Source organism: Thermophagus sp. OGC60D27, from assembly GCF_052400625.1.
In the GTDB taxonomy this organism is placed as follows: domain Bacteria; phylum Bacteroidota; class Bacteroidia; order Bacteroidales; family Marinilabiliaceae; genus Thermophagus.
In genome coordinates this window covers 119,963-145,490 of record NZ_JBQTGH010000002.1, presented here as the reverse complement: position 1 = coordinate 145,490, position 25,528 = coordinate 119,963, and the positions used below count along the sequence as shown (strand labels likewise).

Genomic DNA, 25,528 nt, shown 5'->3' with positions numbered 1-25,528 from the left:
CCTGTTTTAAATACCATATATGCAGTCAATAAGAAATGTAGCGATAATAGCTCATGTGGACCATGGGAAAACCACATTGGTGGATGAAATGTTGAAAGCCGGAAAATTGTTCAGTGATCATCAGCGACCCGGGGAGCTGATCATGGACAGCAATGATCTGGAACGTGAGCGTGGTATCACCATTCTTTCCAAAAATGCCTCGGTAATTTGGAATGATCATAAGATCAACATTATAGATACGCCCGGTCACTCCGACTTTGGGGGTGAGGTGGAACGGGTGCTCAACATGGCCGATGGGGTATTGTTGTTGGTGGATGCCTTTGAAGGGCCTATGCCTCAGACCCGGTTTGTGCTTCAGAAAGCCTTGAGCTTAGGCCTTAAGCCCATTGTGGTGATCAATAAGGTGGATAAGCCCAATTGCCGGCCGGAAGAAGTGCAGGAACAGGTGTTCGATCTGATGTTTAACCTCAATGCCAGTGAAGATCAGTTGGATTTCCCAACAGTTTATGGGTCGGCCCGCGACGGATGGATGTCGACCGACTGGAAAAAGAAAACCTCCGACATCAGTGCTTTGATGAATGCCATCATCGAATACATTCCGGTTCCGGAGGAACGGAAAGGAACGCCTCAGATGTTGATCACGTCATTGGAATATTCTCCCTATGTGGGACGAATTGCCATTGGCCGAATGCATCGTGGCACCATTAAAACCGGTCAGGACGTGGCCATTGTGGGGCGTGACGGATCGGTGTACAAAACACGCATTAAAGAACTGAATGTGTTTGAGGGATTGGGTCGCAAAAAAACCGACTTATTGCCCAATGGGGAGTTGGGAGCCATCATCGGCCTCGACAGCTTTGAGATTGGAGACAGCATCTGCGATGCGGAAAACCCGGAGCCACTGGATCCCATTGCCATCGATGAGCCAACCATGAGTATGCTGTTTACCATTAACAATTCTCCGTTTTTCGGGAAGGAAGGTAAATTTGTTACCTCACGACACATCAAAGAGCGACTCGATAAAGAGCTGGAGAAAAATCTGGCCCTAAGAGTGGAAGAGACTGAGGCAGCCGATGCCTGGAATGTTTACGGACGAGGCGTTCTGCACTTATCGGTTCTGATCGAAACGATGCGCCGCGAGGGGTACGAATTGCAGGTCGGGCAGCCCCGAGTTATCATTAAAGAAATTGCCGGCGAGAAACATGAACCGGTAGAAGAGCTGACCATAGACCTCCCGGATGAATTCAGCGGTCGTGCCATTGAAATGGTTACCCAGCGAAAAGGGGAGCTGTTGTCGATGGAACGAAAAGGAGAGCGGGTCGTATTAGATTTTCACATTCCTTCGAGAGGGATTATCGGACTGCGTAACAACCTGATGACTGCCACCGCCGGAGAGGCCATTATGTCGCATCGGTTTATCGAATTCCAGCCGTGGAAAGGAGAGATCGTTAAACGTCAGAACGGTTCTCTTATCGCGATGGAATCGGGAACTGCTTTTGCCTATGCTTTGGACAAACTGCAAGACCGCGGTAAATTTTTTATTGCCCCTCAGGAAGAGGTTTACATGGGACAGGTAATAGGAGAAAACAACCGGGAAGGAGACCTTACCGTCAATGTGACGAAGTCGAAGAAACTTACCAATATGCGTGCTTCTGGGTCGGACGATAAAGTGAGGTTGGCGCCCCCGATAATTTTTAGTCTGGAAGAAGCACTGGAATATATTCAGGGGGATGAGTATGTGGAAGTTACCCCTAAGGCGATCCGGTTGCGGAAAATACTGCTGCAAGAACATGAAAGAAAGCGAGTCGCTAAAAAAAGTTAAAACCAAATACCTGTTTTGATTGTTAGGTTATAAACCATAAAATGCAGGTATTATGAATAAAAATGTTGGTACAACAGATCGAGTGATCCGTATTGTGATTGCCGCTGTTCTTGCAATTCTTTATTTCACCGGTTCCGTAACAGGTACTTTGGGAACCATCTTTTTGATTGTTGCAGCCATTCTTTTACTTACCGCAGCATTTCGTCTTTGTGGGCTTTATGCCTTGTTTGGAGTAACCACCTGTCGCACCCCCCAAAAGGATTAGGGAATAAGGTGTTAAAGCATTAAAAATTACCACATTTCATTTTTGTCCGGCCGATATTCTAACGGTCGGATTTTTTTTGTCTGATTTTTCCCAAAAATCCGACAGCGCATTATCTGCGAGAAATAGTCCTGTTGATTTTCCTGAAATTTTACGTCAAAAAAAACAGATAAATGTAATAATTTATTAAATTTGTTGATGTTGAATTGAAATACAAGCCTTTGTTTTTTTTTTTTTTTCTTGTATTTTTTGTTTAATGTAGGGGTATTATATGCTTCGAAGTATTGTCATTATTGTTTTGTGTTTTCTAATCCGGCCCGACGTTTCTTCAGAGAATAGTTATTCAAATCAGGCAAAAGGTTGTCTTTTGTTGGAAGGCACAGAAGAATTCATCGAAGCTGGGGTTATCCCATTTGGGATTGCCCAACACATCAGTCCAACCAATTTTTTTTTAATCCATCGTTCTTCTTTCGGAGCAGGCATATCACTTCCATCTATTTCTTTTTTGACCCATGGGGTTAATGGAAGTATATGGAAGAAAATTGTTGAAACATACTGGTTTCGATTGGTGTTGCTTCCATTGATGGTGAGTTTTGGTGTTCTTTATGTCAACAGGACCAGCCGAATAAAGAAACTCAATCGTCTGATTGCCGAGCGGACCAAGGAGATAAGAAATCAAAATAAGATTCTGGCACAGAAGAAAAATGAGTTAACCAGAGTCAATTTGAAGCTACAGGAGCATCAGGATAAAGTGGAAAGTCAGGCGACCCAGTTAACTTACGAAATAACCGCAAAAAACAAGTTTATATCCATTATCGCACATGATCTTCGGGGATCATTCAACGCCATAATGGGTTTTTCCGAGTTATTGCTAACAAGCAGAGACTCTCTTGCACCTGACGAGGCGGAATCTCACCTGGTGCAGATCTATAATTCTGCCGAGCAAGCCTACAATCTTCTGGAAGATCTTCTTTTGTGGGCCAATTCACAGTCCGGGAAAATTAATCCCGATTTCAAGGCCGTATCACTTGCGACGGTTTGTGCAGATGTCATAACACTCCTTAAAGATTTGGCCTGCCAAAAAAATATTAAAATTCAGTGTTTGTCCGGTTCTGATATTTTAGTTCAGGCTGATGACTTTATGCTTAGGACCATTTTCCGTAATCTTCTTTCCAATGCCATTAAATTTACTCCCCAAGGAGGGAATATTTCGATTTATTCAGAGAAAAATCAGAACGATGCTATTGTCACGGTTTCCGATACCGGAATCGGAATAGATCAGCATCTTCAGGAAAAGCTATGGGAGGTGTTTCCTAACTCCTTACGAGAAGGAACTGCCGGTGAAAAAGGTAGCGGTCTTGGACTGCCACTGTGTAAAGAGTTTATTGAGAAGCAGAACGGTCAAATATGGGTGGAAAGCAAACCCGGCGTGGGCAGTGACTTCAAGTTTAAACTTCCTTTGGCCTAACCATTACCTCGCTTTTCTTCCAAGGTCTAAATGGTTGAATGATTTTTGCCTTTTTTTTGAGTGAGGAGGTGGCTGCTTTTCAATCCTATAGCAGGGAAGACCGTAAAAGGGGCTTTTTCGATTCCTGATTCTTAAGGGAAGAATGTTAACTGAGCCCAGGTTGTTAGATGAATTTTTTTAATAAACGCACCACATTTAATGAAGTTATTATTCCCATTTTGTTTTTTTATAGGCTTTTGACGTCCTCTGACATTTTACGAATGGTCTTATTCGTAATTTTGTGCAGTTATGAAAAGAAAAACCAATATTGCAGAGTGGCCGTTCTTTTATGGCTATATTGTGGCTCTTGTGGGGACTATTGGCATTTGGGCAAGTGTGCCCGGACAAACCATTGGGGTTTCTACTTTTACAGATCCGGTGAAGGGGGCGTTGGGCTTAACGCGAGACCAGTTTAGCGGAGCCTATATGGTTGGGACCTTTGCGAGCTCCTTGTTATTAGGTCGGGCAGGTCGTTGGTTTGACCGTTGGGGAGCTCGCGTTGTGGCAGTTGGTTCTGCACTTGCGTTGGCCACCACACTCATTCTTTCATCCTTTTCCGATGTCTTGAGTGCGAAAGTGATGATGGCGACGGGGATTCAACATTGGAGTGTTCCCTTTGCGGTGATGATGATTTTGTTTTTTATGCTTCGTTTTAGTGGGCAGGGAGTTTTGACCATGGCTTCGCGAAATATGATCATGAAATGGTTTGATCGTTATAGAGGACGCATCAATGCTTTTGTGAGTATCAGCATTTCACTTGGGTTTTCGAGTTCACCCCTGTTGTTTGACTGGCTTATCAGAAAGTGGGAATGGGCTGGGGCCTGGCGGGCTTTGGCGCTGGGGGTATTTATGGTATGTCTGCTTATGTGGGTTTTTTACCGAGATAATCCGGAGGAAGTGGGGCTTGTGCCCGATGGAAAAAGTGGCAGCCAAAAGCAGCAGAAGGAAGGGGTGAAAGCATTAAAACAGTTTTTGCCAAAAGAGGCCTTTGCTACACGGGCATTTTGGTCGTATGCTTTGATGCTGGCCTTCAATTCTTTTTTTATCACCGGCCTATCGTTTCATATGGTAGATATATTTACTTCAGCCGGTTTTGATCGTCACCAGGCGGTAGCCATCTTTTTGCCCATCTCATTGGTGAGTTTGAGTGTTTCATTGGTGTTTAATTTTTTGAGTGACCTGATTCCGTTAAAAAAGCTTTTGTTTGTGATGGTCTTAGGCGGTCTGATTTGGAGTGTGGGTTTGATCGGTCTTTCTGCCGGATGGGGCGCATGGGCAGTGGTAGCGGGTGCCGGAATTTGTGGGGGTCTGTTCGCGGTGTTTAATTCCGTAACCTGGCCCAAGCTGTTTGGACGTCAACACCTGGGAGCTATTTCTGGCCGTGCCATGTCAATGATTGTTTTTGCCAGTGCATTGGCACCTTATTTTTTTAGTTTGTCTAAAACCTACTTTCACAGCTATACTTCAATGGGTTGGCTGGCCATGATATTTATTGTATTTATGTTTTTCAGTTCGTTGAAGGCCGATAATCCTCAACCCGAAAGTCCTAAGAAATAAAACATTTGACGAAAGAAACCGTTTTAATTTGGTAGCATTGTGAGATAAATGTTATTGATTGCCACGTTATTCAAAAAAATGAGGACTGTTTTAAAATAAGTTTATGATATGCAGAAGCGGATTCTTTTCTTATGGTTTTTATTTTCCGGTTTGATATTGTTTGGACAGGAAGAGGTGACGGTTGATTTTGACAGTGATAAAATGCTGCGTCTGGTCAATGATGCTCGTATGACCAAACGTCGTTGCGGAGGGAAAAAACACGAGGCCGTACCTCCCCTGAAATGGAATGATATGCTGGCGCAAGCTGCTCAAAAGCATGCCGATGATATGGCCGACAATGATTTTTTTGACCATATAGGAACAGGGAAATCGACGGTGGTGATAAGAGTGGAACGAGAAGGATATCAATGGCGAACCGTGGGGGAGAACATTGCCATGGGGCCGCGTTCGGTACCGGAGGTGGTGGAGGGTTGGCTTAATAGCCCCGGACATTGTAGTAATATCATGAATGGTGATTTTACAGAGATGGGCGCCGCCTGCTCACGAAATGGAAAATATTGGGTTCAGGTGTTTGGAACCCCGCGACTGAAAAGTGGAGATTAGAAAATTGAGGAGGTAGAGAAATAGAAAAGCCAGACTGTTGATGGATTGTAGTCGATGGTTAATCTTCGATTAAAAACTAAAACTCCATTTTTGAGATAACTTGCAGAGTAAGCAGTCCCCATACGAGGTAACGCAAGGCTTTTCCTGCCAGCATCCCTAATGCCGACCACCAGAAATTACTTTTGAGCAAACCCAATACTACAGCCAGTAAATCACCAATGGCCGGAACCCAGCAGAAGAGAGCCACCCACCATTCATTGCCTGACACCTTTTGCTGCCATTTTTTTAGTTTGTGGTGAGGAATGTGCAGGTATTTTTCAATCCATATCAATTGGCCCATTCGACCGATAAAATAGGAGGTTAATCCGCCGAGCCAATTGCCCAGTGTTGCCAGGGTAAAGCTAATGAGGGGATCGCCTCCGGAAGCCAAAATGCCGCTTAAAACCAATTCTGAACTGAAAGGCAGAATGGTGGCCGCTAAAAAACTCGCCAGAAACAAGCCGACATATTCTAATTCGATCCACATGGCCGAAAGATAGCAACTTTATTTTCCTCCCCCAATGGCAAAATGATATCCCCAATTGTTGGTATTTTTAAACCATTTGTCCCGGTGATTGGTTTTTTTAATGGCATTGTTGGTATTTTTGAGCATCCCATTGTTTGCTGAAGTGCAAGGAGTTTAGGGTAAAGAATTATTGGCATCCACGTCGAGATCATGTAAGTCCAGAAAAAAACTGATAAGCCGGCTATTTCTCCGGCCGAATGAGTATTTCAAGGCGATTGTTCATGCCGGTTTCGAATGATCCGGGATCTCATAATCTGCCAAATTTTATGTGGGGACCATTAGACCAATGTTTTAGATAAATTAAATTCGAATGAAGAAGTTTTGTTATCATATTCCCGGAATGGATTGTCCTTCAGAAGAACAAATTATTCGTATGAAATTGGAAGGAATAAAAGGATTGGAAGAATTGGCATTCGATCTTGAGGGACGAAAGCTTCACGTATATTACCATGGGGATGTTGCGGAAATAACACCATTGATAGAATCGCTGAAGATGGGAGGCCGGCTAATGACAGAAGAAGAGGTGGAAGGAGCAGAGTCTTCAGGCCGGGATTTGAGGCTGGAAAGAAAAATGTTATGGGCAGTGTTGATCATAAATGCCGTGTTTTTTGTGGGGGAGATGGTGGCTGGTTGGTTGTCAGGGTCCATGGGGCTGGTGGCCGACTCCTTGGATATGTTGGCTGATGCTTTGGTGTATGGTCTTAGTCTTTGGGCAGTAGGTGCCATGATTCGTCGGAAGAAACGGGTTGCCGCAGTGAGCGGTTATTTACAGTTGATATTGGCTATTTTGGGTCTGAGCGAGGTGATTCGCCGCTTTACAGGGGTAGAAATATTTCCGGATTTCAGAGCCATGATTATTGTTTCCATCTTTGCATTAATCGCAAATGCAGTAAGTTTATACTTGCTTCAAAAGTCGAAAAGCAAAGGTGAGCATGTGAAAGCTAGTATGATCTGCACTTCCAATGATGTGATCATTAATGCCGGCATTATCCTATCAGGAGCGCTGGTGTATTGGTTCGGTTCCCCACTTCCCGATTTGATTATTGGTAGTTTTGTGTTTGTTTTGATTGTGTGGGGGGCCGTAAGAATTATAAAACTTTCACAGTAAGGGAGTGGGGAAGGTATGATTAGAAATCCAGAGCAGGATGACAGAGGTGTAATGATAAATATTGTACTTTAATTATTGGCTCTGCGAATTCTCACGTTGAAATGAAAAAAAGGGGGGCGGATGTTTTTTATCTGGAATCAAAATATTTAAATCGAGAGATTTAAGGATTAGGAAAAATCGTTGTTAGGGGTTGTGGGGGCTTTGTCGGCCATTTCGGTAAAAAAATGCCCAATTTTGTTTTTAATAATTACATTCATATGTCCACTGTTCATCATCACCATCATCATCCTGCAAAAGGAAGGGCATTTGCCATCGGCATTGGTCTAAACCTTGCTTTTGTAGGCGTTGAAGTTTTTTATGGGTTAATCGCCAATTCATCCGCTTTGCTTGCCGATGCCGGACATAATGCCAGTGATGTTTTGGGATTGTTTTTTGCTTGGGTTGCTTTTTGGCTGGCCAATTTAAAGCCTCGTGGGAAATATACATACGGCTGGCAGCGGAGCACTATTTTGTCGTCTATATTGAACGCAATTTTGTTGTTTGTAGCTGTTTATTTTATTGCCAAAGATGCCATCTTAAAACTGGAAGAACCACAACCGGTGGCGGGAACCAGCGTGATGATTGTTGCCGGCATAGGCGTTGTGATCAATACTGTAACAGCGCTCTTGTTTATGAAAGGCCAAAAAGATGATTTGAATATTAAAGGGGCCTTTTTACATATGATGGCTGATGCTGCGGTATCGTTGGGCGTAGTGTTGGCGGGATTGCTGATTATGGTGACGGGCTATCAGTGGATTGATCCCGCCGTTAGTTTTGTCATTATCGCAGTGGTGCTGTGGGGCACTTGGCGCTTGTTTGTGGATTCTCTTAACCTGGCGTTGGATGCAGCACCTAAAAATATAAATGTGGGTGATGTGAGAAATGCCTTGAATAACTTTCCCGGAGTGGAAGATGCTCATGATCTGCATATATGGGCACTTAGTACTAATCAGACTGCGATTTCTGTGCATTTGGTCGTGCCTCATGATGGTGGCGACCCTTTTTTGGCAGAAATTCAAAAAATGTTGAAAAGAGAATTCAATATTTCTCATGCGACCATTCAGGTCGAAAAAAACAGAAACAATCAGATTGAGTGTTCTCACCCATAAAGGATGCCTGGCGTTGCATGACTCTGTCCCTTAGAAGGAAATTTTGATGGAGCGTGAAATGATTAAATTGCTCGAACTTTTTTGCAGAAACTTAGTATAATAGAGCCCATGTGTTAGTTTGTTTAGTCTTCGGCAATTTTGGATTTACAGGACATGCTCAAAAATAAAGTAATACCATTTTTTATTTTTTTCTCTTGTTTCCTGGTTTCGTTACCTGTAATCTCTCAGGTTGAAAACAATTTCAGGTACTACTATCCGGACTTTGAACCGGAGCGTTCTAATGAGTTGCTTCTTCATATTGCCAATGTTAATTTTGTCAAGGATAATGAGTATAAGAACCATTTTGCCTGGGGGCATACATTAATAGGTTATGGACTTCAACCTTCTTTGATGTATTATGCGGGGGATCGTTTACGGCTCATGGTGGGCGTTTTTGTGCAGCAATACAGTGGCTTAAACTACTATAGCGAGGTTAAACCGGTTCTTTCAGCCCACCTAAGATTATCATCTTCTGTGGATGTCATAATGGGCGCGTTGCGAGGTCATCTCCATCACAATCTGATAGAACCTTTATTTGATCCGGAACGACAATATACCCGACCGGTGGAAAATGGAATTCAGTTTTTGGTGGATGGATCCAAGCTTAAATCTGATATGTGGGTAGACTGGGAACAGTTTATCCGTGAGGGTGATGATTTCCCGGAGTGGTTTACCGCAGGTATGAATACGGAATATCTGCTTCGTGAGCGTACGGATGAATCGCCATGGAGTGTTACCCTGCCGATCCAAATTATTGCTACGCATCGGGGAGGAGAAGTGAGTAACTATCCCGAGCGGGTTCAAACTTCGTTGAATCTTGCAACCGGTATTAAAACGCAACATTTCTTTGAAGGCGCATTGAATAGTATTGGCCTTTTTGGTTATGGAATATCCTATCGCAATTTGAATGACGCCGGTCCTTTGGGAATAAACAATGGATCTGCTTGCTATATGGGGGTGACCGCAAGTACGAAACGTCTCAATTTGATGACCGGCTATTTTTGTGGCAAAGACTTTGTCTCATTAAGAGGTTCAGGCAATTTTCAATCGGTTTCTCCTATCCATGAAAATGTGTATGTCTCCCGGAGGCAGTTGATGACGTTGAAAATAGGTTATAACCGGACTTTTCTGGACAAGATAAAGTTTTCTTTTCTCTTCGAAGGTTATTTCGATGTTAAAGACCGTCGTTTTGATTTTGCACCGGGCATGCAGGTTGTATTCAGTCCCTCCTTCTTTTTACTGGACAAAGAGTTTTTTTAATCAATGTTTTTGTTAAATCTCAATTTTGCTTCGTTCAAGAAGGAAAAGCGGATGAATTAAGTTAAGAGGTTTCCATAAACCGCCAAGGTTTATTGGCCCAGAACTCCCCTGCATAGTTAATGCCTACGCGAGTTTTTGTGATAATTGAAGTCGGCGTTGTTGATGCTGGGCTTTCTTCGACCCATAATCGACCAGAGGTGGTCAAATCTTCCCCATAAAATGACCTGTCCAGCTTGAGCGTCCGACCGAGACGACCGGGACCATTAATTTCACGGGTTCCGCGAATCAGAACCGCTTGTGGATGATTGATGGCTCCGGTGGTAAAGTTGAGTAACCAGTACATGCCATATATGAAGTAGACATATACAAGACCACCCTTGTGGTACATTACTTCCGTTCTGGGGGTCCGTCCCCTGCTGGCATGGCATGCCAAATCCTCCTCCTCTCGGTATGCCTCTGTTTCGTTGATGGTAAGTCTTAATATTTCTCCGTCATCAAATTTGCGTACTAATATTTTTCCGATTAAATCGGGAGCTACTTCTAATACATCACGGCAGAAAAAACCGTTGGATAAACGCATTGGAAAACCATCTGTCAGCATGGGTCGAATGATGTAATTTGGCCTTCAGTTATTCTGTAATTTACAAATATAGAGGAAACAACATTATATTACGGACAAATCACTATTTTTTGTTTGATGCTTAATGTGGCGCAGATCATTGTGATCGTTCGGATGCTCATCACTTTTGCAAAGAAGCTAATCGGAGGATTAATAATCTTACTTATAAGACATTTGAAATTACCTTTTGTGAGCAAAAATTGTCTCTAAAAGGTTGGTGTTTAATAAAAATAGCTGTACTTTTGCGGCCGATTATTATCCATGCTGAACGACACACCGGGATAAAGATCCCCGTTAAAAAACTGTTGTTGATTTTTGCCCGAGATCACCGGCAGTAGACGATAGAGGTGTGTTGGAAGTTAATTATTTATGTAGGTCTAATTTTCTAAAGAGGAAGATTGTGGATACTTTAAGTTACAAAACAGAATCGGCCACCAGAGAAACCATTAATAAAGAGTGGTTGGTAGTAGATGCCACAGATATGGTGTTGGGACGGTTGAGCTCACGCGTTGCAAAATTGCTTCGTGGAAAAAACAAGCCCAATTTTACGCCTAATCTTGATTGTGGGGACAACGTGATCGTGATCAATGCCGAAAAGGTAAAACTCACCGGAAAGAAATGGAGTGATCGTGTCATCTTTTCGCACACAGGATATCCGGGAGGGCAAAGAGAAACTTCGCCTGCCGATATGTATGCCAAAGATCCGACGCAATTGGTTTATCACGCCGTAAAAGGAATGCTGCCCAAGAATAAGCTGGGACGCCAAATACTGAAAAACCTTTATGTGTATGTAGGTCCGGAGCATAAACAGGATGCTCAAAAACCAAAGGTCATTGATATTAATACCATTAAATAAGCAGTATGGAAGTAATTAATGCAATAGGACGAAGGAAAGAAGCCATTGCCCGTATATATGTGACAGAAGGCAAAGGTCAGATTACCATCAATAAAAGAGACCTGGCCCAATATTTTTCCGCCCCCATTCTTCAGTATATCGTTAAACAACCGCTGAATGCAGTCAATGCTGACGGTGAATATGATATCAAAGTGAACCTGAAAGGTGGTGGTATTAAAGGACAGGCCGAAGCAACACGTTTGGCTATAGCCAGAGCGATGGTTAAAATAAATGAAGAACACAAAAGTGTTTTGCGTGCCGAAGGATTTCTTACCCGTGATTCACGCGTGGTGGAAAGGAAGAAACCCGGTCGTCCCAAAGCCCGCAAAAGATTCCAGTTTAGCAAGCGTTAATAATCGTCTGGTACGTTTAGTATCTAAACTGTTAAGATTCCGAAGTACGGACTACTTAATGGTTGCTTAACACAGAAAGTAAACGTTTAAAAAAAACAACATGCCCAGAACAAATTTTGAACAATTATTAGAGGCCGGAGTCCATTTCGGCCACCTTAAAAGAAAATGGAACCCTGCCATGGCACCTTATGTGTTCATGGAACGTAACGGTATCCATATTATAGACCTGCATAAAACAGTGGCTAAAATTGATGAAGCTGCTGATGCTTTAAAGCAAATTGCAAAATCGGGACGCAAAATTCTTTTTGTAGCTACCAAAAAACAGGCAAAAGATATTATTGCCGAAAAAATCGGTGCCCTTAATATGCCTTATGTGACCGAACGATGGTCAGGAGGAATGTTGACCAATTTCCCCACTATTCGTAAGGCTGTGAAAAAAATGAGTTCCATAGATAAACTCATGAGTGATGATGCTTGGAATCGTCTTTCCAAAAGGGAAAAGCTTCAGATTTCCCGTCAACGTGCCAAATTGGAAAAAACACTGGGAAGTATTAAAGATCTGAATCGTCTTCCAGCTGCCATGTTTGTGGTTGATGTCATGAAAGAGCATATCGCTGTTAGAGAAGCTCAAAAATTGAATATCCCCATCTTTGCCATGGTGGATACCAATTCTGATCCTAATGGCATCGACTTTGTGATTCCTGCCAATGATGACGCTTCCAACTCTATTGAACTTATTGTTGATATTATGGCTCAGGCTGTAAAAGAGGGATTGACTGAACGTAAGGCCGAAAAAGAGAAAGAAGCTCAGAGCGAGAAAAAGTCCGAGAAAAAATCAGAAGGTCGTCGCACAAGAGCCCGAAAAGAGGGTGGTAGCAAAGCAGAAGCTGCCAAAGGACCGGTTGCTTCCTCTGATGCCGCTGCTAAAAAGGGAGATTCTGAAAAGCAGCCGGAAGAAAGCACTCAAAAGGACAAAGAATAAATTATTGTATGATCAGGGGATGGGGACCGCTTTTCCCCTGCATTTTATCAACTAACTAAAATATATATCATGGCTATAACTGCTGCTGATGTAAGCAAACTTAGAAAAATGACCGGCGCCGGTATGATGGATTGCAAAAAAGCGCTTCAGGAAGCCGGTGGCGATTTTGATAAAGCGGTTGAAGAGATCCGCAAAAAAGGAATGGCTGTGGCCAGTAAACGTGCCGATCGGGAAGCCAGTGAGGGAGTTGTTCTTTCTAAAGTTACAGATGATGCCAAAAAAGGTGCTCTGGTGGTATTGAATTGCGAAACCGATTTTGTGGCCAAAAATGATAGTTTTGTTGCTTTGGCACAATCTATTTTGGATTTGGGACTTAACAAAGGTGCCAAAACATTAGACGAAGTTAAAGAACTTGAACTTGATGGTGTAGCGGTAAAAGATGTTATTACTGAGCAAATCGGAGTTATCGGAGAAAAGCTTGAATTGGCTGCTTTTGATGTTATTGAAGCTGAAAATGTGGTAGGCTATATCCATCCGGGTAATAAATTGGCTACCATCGTTGGTTTCAATAAAGCGAATATTGAAAATCAAATGGCAAGAGATGTTGCCATGCAGGTGGCAGCAATGGCTCCCGTAGCGGTAGATAGAGATTCTGTTCCACAGGAAATCGTTGAAAAAGAGCTGGAGATCGGGAAAGAAATGGCCCGCAATGAAGGTAAGCCGGAAGAAATGCTCGATCGTATTGCACAAGGCCGATTGGGAAAATTCTTTAAAGAAAGTACTTTGTTGGAGCAGGCTTTTGTGAAAGATAACAAAATGTCGATCAAGCAATATTTGCAAAGCGCTGATAAAGAATTAACGGTCACTGAGTTCAAACGTTACTCTTTGAACGATTAGTTTTTTTATGAAATAAAAAGAAAGGGACTGTCACCAATCGACAAGTCCCTTTTTTTGTGACAAACAAGTTTTACTGTTTTCAATTTCTTTCCTGATATGGTGCCATCATTGGGAAAAGTTAATAGCTGATGAATAATTTGTAATTTTGTCACTGGTTAAAATAAAAAACAAAATAGTCCCATTTAGTATTAATCGTGTTTAGGATGGGGAAAACCAAAGGATTTTTATGGAATACAAAAGAATTTTATTAAAGCTTTCTGGTGAATCTCTGATGGGGAATCAAGGACATGGCATTGATTCTGGGAGATTAAGCGACTATGCCCGTGAGATTGGAGAAATTGTGGAAAAGGGGGTGCAAATAGCCATTGTTATCGGAGGAGGTAATATTTTCCGTGGGTTGAGTGGCGCAGCTAAAGGTTTTGATCGATACAAAGGGGATCAGATGGGAATGCTTGCAACGGTTATAAACAGTCTCGCTTTGGCGTCTGCATTACAAGATGTCGGGGTTCGGACAAGGGTGATGACTTCAATCCGAATGGAGCCGGTAGGAGAGCTCTACTCTCAACCGAAAGCTGTGGATGCCTTGAATGCAGGGGAAGTCGTGATTATATCCGGGGGTACCGGGAATCCGTATTTTACCACAGATACTGCTTCCGCTCTTAGAGGAATAGAGATTCATGCTGATGTGATGCTCAAAGGGACAAGGGTTGATGGTGTTTATTCTGCCGATCCTGAGAAGGATCCTTCAGCCCGGAAATTTGAATCCATTACCTTTGATGAAGTTTATCGAAAAGGTCTTAAAGTGATGGATCTTACAGCCACTACCATGTGTAAAGAGAATGACCTTCCGGTATTGGTCTTTAACATGGATCAGTGCGGTAATCTGTTGAAGGTGTTAAAGGGAGAAAAGGTAGGGACTCTGGTTCATTAGACTGGATAAATCCCATTATGAAGCTTTTCAGGCTCTTTGTTTACGGAGAATATTGATAGCTTCTTCCCGAACTTCAGGAGGGAGCTTGACATGACGAGCTCTAAGACTTTTGAGCCAGTCACTTACTTCGTGGGGGTGCATGGTAATTAATATTTCACGAAATTGGAGTGTCTCTTCAGGTGTGTAGGTGGCAGGATCTTTATCACGATATTGATCCAGTTCTTCATCATTAAAATAGATGATTTCATCCGGATTGACAGTTTCTAGGGATAATTTTTCACATACTTCATGTGCACCGCAACAGTCCGCAGGAGGAGGTTCAACGGAGGTTTTATCGTTTGACCTTCCGTCTTTTGAGAACTTCGTGGCAAATAGTGCTATTATTAAAGCACCAAAAATGCTGATCAAAATAATTTCCATGTCACAAAAATAGAAAAAAAGAGAAGGTTGTAATGTGAAAGTGCGTTAAACCGTTTTAATCATTTATGAAGGAACGTGTTAATGACAAATAATAGTTTTGACTCTTAAATCGTAACAGGAAGCATAATATTTATGGGAAACAAACAATTATTGGGAGAAGAGGATCTTCATTTTTTGGGAATAAAAGTCGTCTATAAGGATCTTGTGGATAATGGGTATGATGTATTGAATGTGAGGAAGGAAACAGATGTTGACCCTCAGATTGTTGCACGGCAAAATGGGAAATTGGTGTTTGTTGTGGTGCGAACAGCCACCTTCCCTAATATGGGTGTGTTAACTCCTCGGGTGGCCGCGCGTGTAAGCAACCATGCCAGGAAGCACGGAGCTACTTGCTTTTTTGCCGGTGTCGGCATTGCCAATGCCAACGGAAATAATGATGAAGAGATGAGTCAACCGGAAATTAACGGGGAATACTACATCAATTATAAAGGGCTTCTTCCTTTCCCGAAGTAATAGTCAAAAGAATATGATGCAACCATTCGAGTTTAAAAATTTTTGGAGTAAATACGGCAACTTTGTTCTCATTGGATTGTTTTTTCTAATGATTGTAAATGAGTGTAACCGGGAAGTAAGGTATACAGCATTGGAAAAAGATCGTCCGAATGCATTTTTAGAAACGAATCCTCAATCAGACGACCATGATCTTCACCTGAAAAGTTATGAGGAATTAATGCAGCAGAGGCGGCCAATTCGCCAAGACCAGCCGAATAGTTTCTTTACTTTTATGTGGTTATTGATCATGGGTGCCGTCGTGGTATGGCTGTTTAGTAAACCTTGGTGGAAGAGATGGAGGCACCGATTGTTCCCAGGACGTGTTAATTTTAAGGTGGAAAAAGTTAAAGATCGAATAACGAGGCGATGGTTGTTGAAAATTTCTGTTCAGAACAATACACGCGAGGGAATAACCTTTCTAGCCCCCATGGTAGTGTTTCGAAAATGGGATCAGGAGAGGCGATTTCGTTTGAAAAGTAGTGATCAGGAGGATATGTTCCCGATAACGCTAACAGGTGGAACCAGCCATCAACTTGTGATTGATCTGGATCATTTTTATGAAAAACTGCCTGACCTGAAAAAATCAAATCGAGTGGGTGCAGTCATAGAAACCACCAGTGGGAAAATTTATAAACGATTTGTTTTGCCTGGATGGATAAATTTTCTGATCAAATAGCAATTGAAATTTTGATAAACCATGAAAAAGTTTTGGAGAAAATATAGTAGGAAGAAGCGATGGTGGTCGATAGCATTGGATTTTTTGTTTATGATATTTGTTTTCGCCATGCTGTTTCCCGGCACCCGTAAACCGGTTTCAGCATTTTTAATTCGGCAGATCCTTTTCCCTCCCTCCGAAACCGAAAAGGTGATGTTTTTGTCGGAAAATGATTGGCAAATGCCCTTACTGAAGAGTGAGACTCTTAAGCCAGTTTTACTGGACAAATTTAAAGGTAAGCCCATGTTTGTTAATTTTTGGGCAACCTGGTGCCCTCCTTGTATTGCAGAGATGCCTTCCATTCAAAAATTATATGACGATTATAAAGAGAAGGTGGCTTTTATCCTGGTTAGCACCGAAGATTGTACAACTGTTAATTCCTTTTTGGCAAAAAGTAATTATTCTTTTCCTGCTTATTGTTTGGCTGGTGGGGTGCCTGCCATTTTTGAAACCTCAACGATTCCTTCCTCATTTATTGTATCGCCGGGAGGGAGGGTTGTGGTTCATAAGACAGGAGCTGCCAATTGGAATTCTTCTAAGATCAGACGATTGCTGGATGATATGTTGAAGAAAGAGTAGCGTTTTGCAAAAGATTTGAAACACCGGGATGTCCAAACTCTTTTTTAGGTTGATTGACCAAAAACCTTAAAAAGAAAGATGAGTTCTTTCTTTTTAATCCTTAATATTAAAATGGAATGCCCTAATAAATTTTTTCGGGCAATGAGATTGTATACAAAAAAGGAAATCTCCCAAATGTTGGGAGCTCTCCTTTTTTTGTGGTTCGTCCAGACAAACCGCCATTGGTCGGACAATATCTTGTGACAGATAACAACAAGCTAAAATCTGTATCGTATTGCCAATGCCAGCCCAAATCCAAAGGCGTCATCAGGAGTATTGGAGAGCGACAGCTCAGGACGGGTGTCAATAGATATTTGAAGGGGTATTTCTGAAAAGAAATATTCAATACCCGCATTCAGGGCTGCTGTTAGATAGATGCCGCTGTCATTGGTATAGTCTTCTGACCAGCTGCCCAGCCCGGGACCAACGCCTAAATACCAGTAAAATCCACTTTCGATGGGCATGACCCACTGGTAAATACCGGTGAGTTTCCAATAGTTGTAATTCCCTCTGCCTCCAAAACCTAAATCGAGTTCAGCGCGATTTGCGTGAAATGGTGTTTGAAAAGTTAATTCGGCATCGTGTCCAATGCCCCCTCCAAATCGAAGTCCTATGGCATGATCGCCTCGCTGGGCGCTGCTAATAACAGGTATCGCCATTAAAGCTGATACGACTAGAATAACAACTTTTTTCATCCGTATAAAATTAGGTTAAATCATTGGTCTGATGGAACTCGCATGACCGTTTGTTTATACAAGTTCTTGTTGTGATAAACTTAGCTGGTCATGTTCGTTTCATTTGTATAAATTTTATCTAAGTTATTGGTCGAAAGGAACTCGCATGGTCAAGCTTTATGCATTTTCATTAGTGACAATCACCTCTTGTTATGTTCTTTATTGTTGCTTTGAAATTAAATTTTATCGATTGACAAATTTAATAATGTTTCCTGTTAGTTCTTCAAAAAAAGTGTATATGATGTTTCAAAATGATCGGAAAAGATGATAGATTTTTGAGTTTTGACCTTTTTGATAATCTAGCGGTCTTCATATAGAAAGAAAGGCCTGTCGGCATTCCGACAGACCTTTCTAGTTATTAACCTTAACCCTAACCCAATACAAATATAAGACTACGTTTTTTTTTGTGCAAATTTCTTATTAATTTTTTTTAGTTTTAGAATGAACCGTAATGTTGTGCATAGTTCTTTCTTTTGCCATGCCGGTAGAAATTGCCACTTGTATGGATCTTTGGCTGATTAGTCAATGTTTTGCAACGAATGGATTTAAAAAGAGATAGTTTGAGAAAAGACGATAATGTTGTTGGTACATCGCTCTTTTCGAACCTATCCGAGGATCGGTGATCACTCCCAAAAGTTGGGGCTAAATGTAAATTTTTAAAAGCATTCAGTCCAATGAAATAATCAAACTCATACTTGAATTACCCGGCTCAGCAGCGTAAAATTGTACGAGAAGTAACCTTCGATATCATGACTATTAGAAGAACTTTTGAAACTCATCATGACACTATTAGCTACTTTCATAGAAGAAGTCCAAATGCAGCAACAGAGTCATTCAATGGAAAAATAAAGGACTTCAGAAGACTGTTCAAGGAGGTGGTTGATGTAAAATTCTTCCTTTAAAGAATGCTTAAGAGTTATGTCTAGACCCAGATTTTGGGTGTGGTCCGTTACTACAAAGAAGATGATTTCTATAACCTAAAAAAGCTACCCAAAAGATGAGTAGCTTTTAAATGAGTTTTCGTACTTTTTTCAAATTAGTTTTGTTAAAAAATTTGGATTAAAGTACTGTAGAATAAATTATTTGTTGTCCCGCTAGGATTCGAACCCAGACTAAGAGAACCAAAATTTAAACTGTGCAAAAGCTTAACAAACAATTAATTACAAGATTGTTTGAGTTTTCCCCTATTTGCTTTATTGAAAATTATCCCTTAAAATTGTACCAAAATTGTACCAAATTTTTTGACAATGGCATCAGTTAGTTTTCATTGTATTAGAGGAAGAAAAGGGAAAGATTCAATTAACGTTAAAGTAACTCATAAGGGTAAACAATGGAAAACCTCATCAGGAATTAAAATCCCTTCTAATTCCTTTAACTCAAAAAAGCAAATTGTAAGACCACAGTTTGACAAAGGAGAAAATAAAACTTTAAACAATTTGAGGGTATTTCTCAATGATAAAATAAAAAAGATAGGGGATTTTAACAAGCTTGAAAATGATTGGTTAAAACAGTATGTAAATGAATTTTTCAACCCAAAGAATGAAAAAATAGAGGAAAGAATAACACTATTTAAATATATCGATAATTTCATTTTGAAAGCAAAAAATAATCCAAATCCAAAGACAGGTAAACCACTAAATAGAATTGTAATAAGGGATTATATACGTACCTTTGAACTACTTAAGGAATTCAGTAAAAAGAAAAGAAAGAGATTAGATTTTAACGATATTGATTTAGACTTTTACAGCGATTTTATTTCGTTCCTGCAAAAAAAGGATTATGCAGCCAACACCGTTGGCAAATTCATTAAAAACTTAAAGGTATTCCTTAACAAAGCCACCGAAGAAGGTATTAACACTAATCTTGCTTATAAAAGCCATAGGTTTGTAAAAATTCAGGTTGAAACGGATAAGGTTTACCTAAATGAAAAAGAATTAAAGCAATTAGAGGATTTAAACCTAAGCTCTAAACCATATTTAGAAAGAGTTAGAGACTTGTTCCTAATCGGTTGTTGGACAGGATTGCGTTTTGGAGATTTAACCAGGATAACACCCGATAAAATAGAAAACGGATATATTAATATAATTCAATCCAAAACAAGTGATAGGGTAATTATTCCACTACATCCGATTGTAAAAAGAATTCTAAGTAAATACAATGGTAAACTACCTTCTTCAATTTCCAATCAAAAAACCAATAAGTACATAAAAGAAGTTGCCCGATTAGCTGGACTTAATCAAATAGTAACAATATCAACAATTAAAGGAGGCAAAAAAGAGATAGAGGAAATGCCTAAGTATTCGTTAATATCTACCCACACAGCCAGAAGGTCATTTGCTACAAATCTTTACAAAGCGGGTTTCCCCGCTCATTCAATAATGAGGATAACGGGACATAAGTCGGAGAGTAGTTTCCTTAAATACATAAAAGTTTCTCCACAAGAACACGCTGAATTATTAGCGAAGTTTTGGGATAAAAAATTAGAGGAAAAAGCTATTTAAGGGAGATTAAAAAAGGTTTCAAAAGATGCACAATCGAGGTTTCAAAATATGCACAATCGGAAAATTTAACCAATCCTTTGTATTTAAAGGGATAGAGGACATTTTGCCTAAATAAAAAGGTTTCAAATTTATAATTACAGAGGTTTCAAATTAATAATCACAGAGGTTTCAAATTAATAATCACAGGAAATTTAATCAATTCTTTGAATTTAAAGGGATAGAGCGATATTTTACGCAAATTAAAAGGTTTCAAATTTATAACATATATAGTAGTATTAAATAAGTAAGATTAAATAAGAGTAATGAATCTAACGATTCATTGGTTTTCTTTTTTTATTTTGAATTAGGAAGAATGAAAAAAGATAAATGAATTTTCCCTATTTATTAATTGAAGAAAACAAAACCTTAAATAACAAATCAAATTTCCCTATTCAAAAGATAGGATACCTAATCCTCCTATCCATTTATTAAAATAAAAAACAAAAGGTATTTCCCTTGTCCGCTTTCCCTGCTTCTTTCCCTTGCTCTCTCTTGCGCTATTTTTGCATAAAATTAGGCTTATATTTTAGTTTAAAATATTAATAGGTATATTTCTTCACCCCAACAAAAAATAACGCCTTAAATAGGCCTTAAATTGAATTTCTTATTTTTCTTTCTTTTCTTAAAAGTAATTATCCAGGTATTACCAGGTATTAACAACGTCTATTTTTGCCTATTTTATTTTAACCTGAAACAGGAAAGTAATATAATTGCATTAGTAGTAATTCAAACCAAACCTTAATCAAATCCCTAATTCAATTTAATCAATTTCCTTTCTCTCTCTTTGATTGTTTAATGCTTTTTTTGCATAAAATTAGGCTCAAATTTGAGTTATCTAATTTCATTCGATAAATAATACCAGAGCAAAAAAAGAAGGCTTTAAATAGCCTTAAATTGAATTTTCTCTTTTGTCTTCTTTCCTATTTGTTTTAATGGTGATATATCAAAGCTTATTATCCCTTATTTTTAATTGAAATTAGCCTGAATTTTATCTTTAAAATTTAAAAAGGTATAATAACACCAACAAAAAAAGAAAATCAAAAAATAAGGCTTAAAATTGAATTCCTGGAATTAATAACAAATCCAATTTAATTTCTCCTAATTACATTTGTAAGAATAAACCTAAATTAACAACACGCTATTTTTGCCTATTTTTAGCCTTATAATTTAGTTTAAATGTAAAAATAGGGTAATAGTCCAGAGAAATAAAAAAATCAAAAAATAAGCCTTAAAATGAATTAATTTGAGTTGTTAGGCAATTAACTAAAATCTAAAATAAAAGGTTAATCTTTGCTCTAATCCAAGATTGTTTCAGAAAAAAATTAAAAAAATTCTTTGCCTAATCCTTTGAGAATTAAGATAAATATATTAAATTTGTATAGTTCGTTTAAAAAATATGCTCAAAAATGTATTACAAAAATAGCTTTAAAGCTATATATATTAAAAAGATATTCGTTTAATCTTTAAAATTTTAATTGAAATGAAAACTAAAACTCAGAGAAACAGCAACTTTATTAAGATACCTTATTCAGTTCTTTTTGCTAAAGACTTGACAGACAAACAAAAAATAACTTTCGTTAAAATAGTGGAAAAGAACGAAATAAAAGCCAAAGAGATAGCAGATTTTCTCTATGGTAGTCACGACCATTCTAAGGAGATAAACGTAATTAAAGATATATCTATTCTTGTTAAGAAAGGTTATTTAAAAAAGAAAGGCAAAAGCAAATACGAAGTCAAAGAAGAAGATAAAAGGGTAAACATTCCAAAGAGTTATTTATACAACGAAAAATTAAATTGGAAGGACAAAATATTCGGTATTCAATTGTTTGCATTAAGATTGAAAGACAATTATTTACCCAAGAAAACAATAATAAGCGAAAAGCTCAATATTTCCCAATATACATTGAGCAGGAAGCTAAAAACTTTCCTGGATAGAGAGTTGATAAAGGTAGAAAGTGAAGGGATTAGATTGTTAACGGATAATTTATTTGAAAAAAGAAAGGATATCACCCTAATCCTTGATGAGATAGGCAATATCCTTTCCGATGTGAATATCAGTAAGTTAAAAGAGTTAAAAGAAAAGCACAATACTAACGGTGCAATTGTGATTTATGTTTAACCCATTTAAACCTTAAAATAATGAAAGGAGAAGAGCGTAACACACTAACAACCAAAGGTTACACAAAGATACCAACTTTATTTTTAAAATCCAAAGATTTGACCGATAGGGAGAAAATGTTATTTGTTAGAATGTTATCAAAGATTGATTATAAGCAGTTTAACAATAGAAAACAGGAAGATAACCAATTTCAATCATTTGTAAACATTGAAAGCCTTTCGGATTGGTTATTTAAAGCGCAAAAAACCTCATCAAAAAATCAGGTTTCTCAAATATTAACAGGACTTAAAAAGAAAGGCTTTATCGATATTAAAAGCAATCACCAAAACAAAGAAGGAAAGATAATAACGAATAACAAATATTACATTTTAACAAATAAATTAGATTTCGAAAACTTTACAATCGTTCGTAACGATTTTATCGAGGATAGGGAGATTAGTTACGAAGATAAGTTGTTCTTAATTCAATTGAAAAGCCTAACATATAGCAATACCAACAAAATATCTTTGAAAATAAAAGAGATATGCGAAAAATTAAACCTTTCAAAAGTAACTCTCTGGAGGAGATTAAAAGAATTTGAAAAAAGAGGGTGGATTGAAAGAGATAAAGAAGGTATTTCATTGCTTGTAAATAATGCGTTTAAACCATACATAGGAAAAAAGGAAATAATAGATATCCATTCAGATAAAGAAGATATAAAGAGACAATACCAGGAAGCTAAAAAGTACGAACAGGAACGAAAAGAAGCCAGGAAAAATAAGAAAATCAGAGAGATAGAGGAACAACTAAAAGACACCCGACTAATTGAAAGGGTTGAAAACCTTCTTTTATCCATTGAAAGGTTATATCTTGAAGACATTGACAACCAAATCCAAATGGTAAAGGAATCTATTAAAAAAGCAAAAAAGAAAGGGATAAAATTACCCCGAATCCTTTCCCTAGTGAACGAAAAAAGAATGTATCAGTTTGTTTGCAATGAAGTTGACCAGGAAGATGACCAGGAACACAAAGAACAACCATTTTTTTCATTAGAGGAAGATGCTCAAACAATTGAAAATAAAGAGGAAAAGGAAAATATCAATCAAAGCAATATCGATGAGGTTAACCAGGAACCAGGAAAGGAAAAATACACAAATAAAGTTGTTGAAGTGGCAACAGATGAACGAGGTTTACCAATTGAAATAGAGGAAGAAGATTTTGATTTTGAAGAGGTTGAAACAAATGATATTGATGAGGTTACAACACAACAACAAACAAAGACAATTTTCCCTAACAATCAAAAAGAAGAAAATAAAACGGATATCGAAGCCTTAACAAAAGAAAAGTATTATAACCCTAATTATGAATATACTTTCACTGACAAAGAACTATTAAAGAAAATAGACCAGGAAGAAGGGTTATTTTCTTTCTCTATTGGAATGGATAACGAACAGTTAAGGAATTTGCACAACGATATATTAATCCTTAAAGGTAAAAAGCCATTGTTTGAGAAAAAGGAGAAACCTAAGGAAGAAGAGAAAGAAGAAGAAACAAACCAACCAACTACCTACATTACAAAGAGGATTTCAAATAATCCCAAAGAAAAGGAATTGATTAAATATGCTTTAGATAGTTGCCTAATCAGAGACATAGAGGAGATAACCAACGATTCAGATTTTGAGAGCATTAAACAATGCGTTATTAATGAAGCAAAATTAAACGGAGAAATTGAATTTTTGAATAATACATTAAAACCCAATAGAATATGAATAAGAACACGCTAACAGACCAATTTTTATTGGAATTATTTAAACTATGTTTCCTGAAACAACCCGTATTAGATGCGATTGTAAAGCATTTAAAATACGAGTATATTCCCGTAGAATTAAAGGAATTTAAAAAGATATTAAAATCCATAGTTACAATATACAGAGTAACGAACAAATTACCAACCTATGGAGCAGTAAGTCAACAACACAATTTAGACCTTGACGTTCAGGAATTATTGGAAAAAATTAAAAACAGCAAAGTAGCAGATACGGAAGTTATTTTAACACAATTAGAGGATTATATCAAAAGCTTTCGTTTTCAACTTTTAAGCGATAAAATTTTTGATTTGTATAAAGAAGGGAGAAAAGACGAAGCAATTTCATTATCAGCTAAAGAGAGTGAAGAGATAGCAAGGTTTTCAATACGAAGTGAAAGCGGCCAATATTTAAGTTTGTTCAAAGATTTTGAAGACCAACAACGACAAAGAAGACTAAACGCAGAAAAAGAACAAAACGAAAAGGTACCTTTTGGAATCGATTGCCTGGATGAGTTAACCAACGGAGGAATTGAACCCGCTGAAACTGCCCTAATTGTTGCAAGGTCTGGTATTGGAAAATCGACAAGTTTAAAATGGATAGGTTTTATGGCTATACGTTTGGGATATAAGGTTTTACACATTCAGTTAGAGGGAACAAGGCAAGAAGCATATGATAAATATGCTCAGGTATGGACTGCCCTAAGTTACAACCAGATAAATAAGGGAGAGATTGACCAGGAACAATTCGATAAGTTATCAATGGAAGCAAAACGTTTCTGTAATGCAGGAAAAGATTTAGATATCTATGCCTTTGAACAATTCGATGAGGCTTCAATGAATGATATTAGGAATATAGTTATTGATTACGAACGAAAAAAAGGAAGTGTTCCAGATTTAGTTGTTATTGATTCTTTAGATTTGTTGAATCCAGGAGACGGAATAAAATACGGAGTTGATACTCAAAGTATTAAAATGAAATTACAGAACACAGCAAAAAGAATGAAAAATTTATGCGTAGAACTAAAAACCAGAATCTTAACAGCTACACAAACAGGAGATGTTCCTCCTACTATATGGAATGAACCCGATAAAGTAATTACCAGAAATAACATTGAAGGCGACAGGACATTAGTAAAACCTTTTTCCTATGTATTCACGTTGAACCAAACCAACGATGAGAGAGATGTGAAAGAAATGCGTATTTACGTTGATAAATTGAGAAACTATTCAGTAGGTGAACAAGTATTTAAGATTTGTACTGCTTTTCACTCTGGAAGGTTTTACGATAGAAAAAGGACTTTGGATAAAGGCTACTTTAAACCAAAGCAAAAAGATGCCAAATTTGCCCTAAATTAGGCTTATATTTAGGTTTTCTTTGTGAAGTAATATAATTACATTAGAAAGATAGAATAAGGCCAAATAAAGGCCTTATTTTGATTAATTGAGTTTAGTTTAATTACAATTTAATTTAATTAATTGAATGAGAGAGCAATAAA

Annotated in this window: 24 protein-coding genes; 20 read left to right on the top strand and 4 right to left on the bottom strand. The window is 38.6% G+C overall.

The features are described from left to right. Positions 1-19: 19 nt before the first annotated feature. The 5 genes from typA (at position 20) to ACT29H_RS02740 (ending at position 5,751) form a co-directional block, all read left to right on the top strand. Entirely contained in the window at positions 20-1,822 is a 1,803-nt protein-coding gene (gene typA, locus ACT29H_RS02760) for a translational GTPase TypA (protein ID WP_444820063.1), read from the top strand. Between the two features lie 52 nt (positions 1,823-1,874). Beyond that, entirely contained in the window at positions 1,875-2,087 is a 213-nt protein-coding gene (locus ACT29H_RS02755; protein ID WP_444820062.1) for a YgaP family membrane protein, read from the top strand. A 268-nt stretch (positions 2,088-2,355) separates the two neighbouring features. Beyond that, entirely contained in the window at positions 2,356-3,552 is a 1,197-nt protein-coding gene (locus ACT29H_RS02750) for a sensor histidine kinase (RefSeq protein ID WP_444820061.1), read from the top strand. A 288-nt stretch (positions 3,553-3,840) separates the two neighbouring features. Next, positions 3,841-5,148, top strand: a complete 1,308-nt coding sequence (locus ACT29H_RS02745; RefSeq protein ID WP_444820060.1) for an MFS transporter — start codon at positions 3,841-3,843, stop codon at positions 5,146-5,148. Between the two features lie 108 nt (positions 5,149-5,256). After that, the gene (locus tag ACT29H_RS02740; RefSeq protein ID WP_444820059.1) at positions 5,257-5,751 is read left to right on the top strand and encodes a CAP domain-containing protein; all 495 of its coding nucleotides are present in this window, start codon (positions 5,257-5,259) and stop codon (positions 5,749-5,751) included. Between the two features lie 76 nt (positions 5,752-5,827). Here ACT29H_RS02740 and ACT29H_RS02735 read toward each other — a convergent pair whose 3' ends face one another. Continuing rightward, positions 5,828-6,277, bottom strand: coding sequence for a YqaA family protein (locus ACT29H_RS02735; protein ID WP_444820058.1), 450 nt, complete (start codon positions 6,275-6,277; stop codon positions 5,828-5,830). A 349-nt stretch (positions 6,278-6,626) separates the two neighbouring features. Here ACT29H_RS02735 and ACT29H_RS02730 point away from each other — a divergent pair, with 349 nt between their 5' ends. The 3 genes from ACT29H_RS02730 to ACT29H_RS02720 all read left to right on the top strand — a co-directional run bounded on the left by ACT29H_RS02730 (position 6,627) and on the right by ACT29H_RS02720 (position 9,871). After that, a complete protein-coding gene (locus tag ACT29H_RS02730; RefSeq protein ID WP_444820057.1) occupies positions 6,627-7,424 on the top strand; it encodes a cation transporter in 798 nt (265 codons plus the stop codon). A gap of 224 nt (positions 7,425-7,648) precedes the next feature. Beyond that, a complete protein-coding gene (locus ACT29H_RS02725) occupies positions 7,649-8,572 on the top strand; it encodes a cation diffusion facilitator family transporter (RefSeq protein WP_444820056.1) in 924 nt (307 codons plus the stop codon). 153 nt (positions 8,573-8,725) lie between these two features. Then, a complete protein-coding gene (locus ACT29H_RS02720) occupies positions 8,726-9,871 on the top strand; it encodes a hypothetical protein (protein WP_444820055.1) in 1,146 nt (381 codons plus the stop codon). A gap of 61 nt (positions 9,872-9,932) precedes the next feature. On the opposite strand, the gene ACT29H_RS02715 is transcribed toward ACT29H_RS02720, so the two are convergent. Further along, positions 9,933-10,451 (bottom strand): DNA-3-methyladenine glycosylase, encoded by a 519-nt coding sequence (locus ACT29H_RS02715; RefSeq protein ID WP_444820054.1) that lies wholly within the window; start codon positions 10,449-10,451, stop codon positions 9,933-9,935. A gap of 439 nt (positions 10,452-10,890) precedes the next feature. On the opposite strand from ACT29H_RS02715, the gene rplM reads away from it, so the two are divergent. The 5 genes from rplM (at position 10,891) to pyrH (ending at position 14,548) form a co-directional block, all read left to right on the top strand. Further along, positions 10,891-11,346 carry a 50S ribosomal protein L13 gene (gene rplM, locus ACT29H_RS02710; RefSeq protein WP_444820053.1) on the top strand — a complete coding sequence of 152 codons (456 nt, stop codon included), beginning with the start codon at positions 10,891-10,893 and terminating at the stop codon, positions 11,344-11,346. A 5-nt stretch (positions 11,347-11,351) separates the two neighbouring features. Then, positions 11,352-11,738: a 30S ribosomal protein S9 gene (gene rpsI / locus ACT29H_RS02705; protein ID WP_444820052.1), complete on the top strand. Its 387-nt coding sequence runs from the start codon at positions 11,352-11,354 to the stop codon at positions 11,736-11,738. Positions 11,739-11,838: 100 nt separating this feature from the next. Next, the gene (rpsB, locus tag ACT29H_RS02700) at positions 11,839-12,720 is read left to right on the top strand and encodes a 30S ribosomal protein S2 (protein WP_444820051.1); all 882 of its coding nucleotides are present in this window, start codon (positions 11,839-11,841) and stop codon (positions 12,718-12,720) included. A 69-nt stretch (positions 12,721-12,789) separates the two neighbouring features. Continuing rightward, complete coding sequence (gene tsf, locus ACT29H_RS02695) at positions 12,790-13,617, top strand: translation elongation factor Ts (RefSeq protein ID WP_444820050.1); 828 nt, start codon at positions 12,790-12,792, stop codon at positions 13,615-13,617. 226 nt (positions 13,618-13,843) lie between these two features. Beyond that, complete coding sequence (gene pyrH, locus ACT29H_RS02690) at positions 13,844-14,548, top strand: UMP kinase (protein ID WP_444820049.1); 705 nt, start codon at positions 13,844-13,846, stop codon at positions 14,546-14,548. Between the two features lie 27 nt (positions 14,549-14,575). Here the strand turns inward: pyrH and ACT29H_RS02685 are convergent, their stop codons facing one another. Beyond that, complete coding sequence (locus ACT29H_RS02685) at positions 14,576-14,968, bottom strand: hypothetical protein (protein ID WP_444820048.1); 393 nt, start codon at positions 14,966-14,968, stop codon at positions 14,576-14,578. Between the two features lie 132 nt (positions 14,969-15,100). Here ACT29H_RS02685 and ACT29H_RS02680 point away from each other — a divergent pair, with 132 nt between their 5' ends. Genes ACT29H_RS02680 through ACT29H_RS02670 form a run of 3 tightly spaced genes read left to right on the top strand, consistent with a single transcriptional unit; the run spans position 15,101 to position 16,814 of the window. Continuing rightward, entirely contained in the window at positions 15,101-15,481 is a 381-nt protein-coding gene (locus ACT29H_RS02680) for a hypothetical protein (protein ID WP_444820047.1), read from the top strand. 13 nt (positions 15,482-15,494) lie between these two features. Then, on the top strand, positions 15,495-16,196 hold the full coding sequence (locus ACT29H_RS02675) for a hypothetical protein (RefSeq protein ID WP_444820046.1): 702 nt from the start codon (positions 15,495-15,497) through the stop codon (positions 16,194-16,196). Between the two features lie 21 nt (positions 16,197-16,217). After that, positions 16,218-16,814, top strand: a complete 597-nt coding sequence (locus ACT29H_RS02670) for a TlpA family protein disulfide reductase (protein ID WP_444820045.1) — start codon at positions 16,218-16,220, stop codon at positions 16,812-16,814. A 257-nt stretch (positions 16,815-17,071) separates the two neighbouring features. Here the strand turns inward: ACT29H_RS02670 and ACT29H_RS02665 are convergent, their stop codons facing one another. Next, positions 17,072-17,548 carry a hypothetical protein gene (locus ACT29H_RS02665; RefSeq protein WP_444820044.1) on the bottom strand — a complete coding sequence of 159 codons (477 nt, stop codon included), beginning with the start codon at positions 17,546-17,548 and terminating at the stop codon, positions 17,072-17,074. A gap of 1,286 nt (positions 17,549-18,834) precedes the next feature. Here ACT29H_RS02665 and ACT29H_RS02660 point away from each other — a divergent pair. From ACT29H_RS02660 to ACT29H_RS02645, 4 genes are all read left to right on the top strand, one after another. Then, positions 18,835-20,088 carry a tyrosine-type recombinase/integrase gene (locus tag ACT29H_RS02660; RefSeq protein WP_444820043.1) on the top strand — a complete coding sequence of 418 codons (1,254 nt, stop codon included), beginning with the start codon at positions 18,835-18,837 and terminating at the stop codon, positions 20,086-20,088. A gap of 1,519 nt (positions 20,089-21,607) precedes the next feature. After that, positions 21,608-22,246: a hypothetical protein gene (locus ACT29H_RS02655; RefSeq protein WP_444820042.1), complete on the top strand. Its 639-nt coding sequence runs from the start codon at positions 21,608-21,610 to the stop codon at positions 22,244-22,246. A 20-nt stretch (positions 22,247-22,266) separates the two neighbouring features. Then, positions 22,267-23,994, top strand: coding sequence for a winged helix-turn-helix transcriptional regulator (locus tag ACT29H_RS02650; protein ID WP_444820041.1), 1,728 nt, complete (start codon positions 22,267-22,269; stop codon positions 23,992-23,994). Then, positions 23,991-25,388 (top strand): DnaB-like helicase C-terminal domain-containing protein, encoded by a 1,398-nt coding sequence (locus ACT29H_RS02645; RefSeq protein ID WP_444820040.1) that lies wholly within the window; start codon positions 23,991-23,993, stop codon positions 25,386-25,388. Before ACT29H_RS02650 ends, ACT29H_RS02645 begins: the two co-directional genes overlap by 4 nt. Positions 25,389-25,528 lie beyond the last annotated feature (140 nt).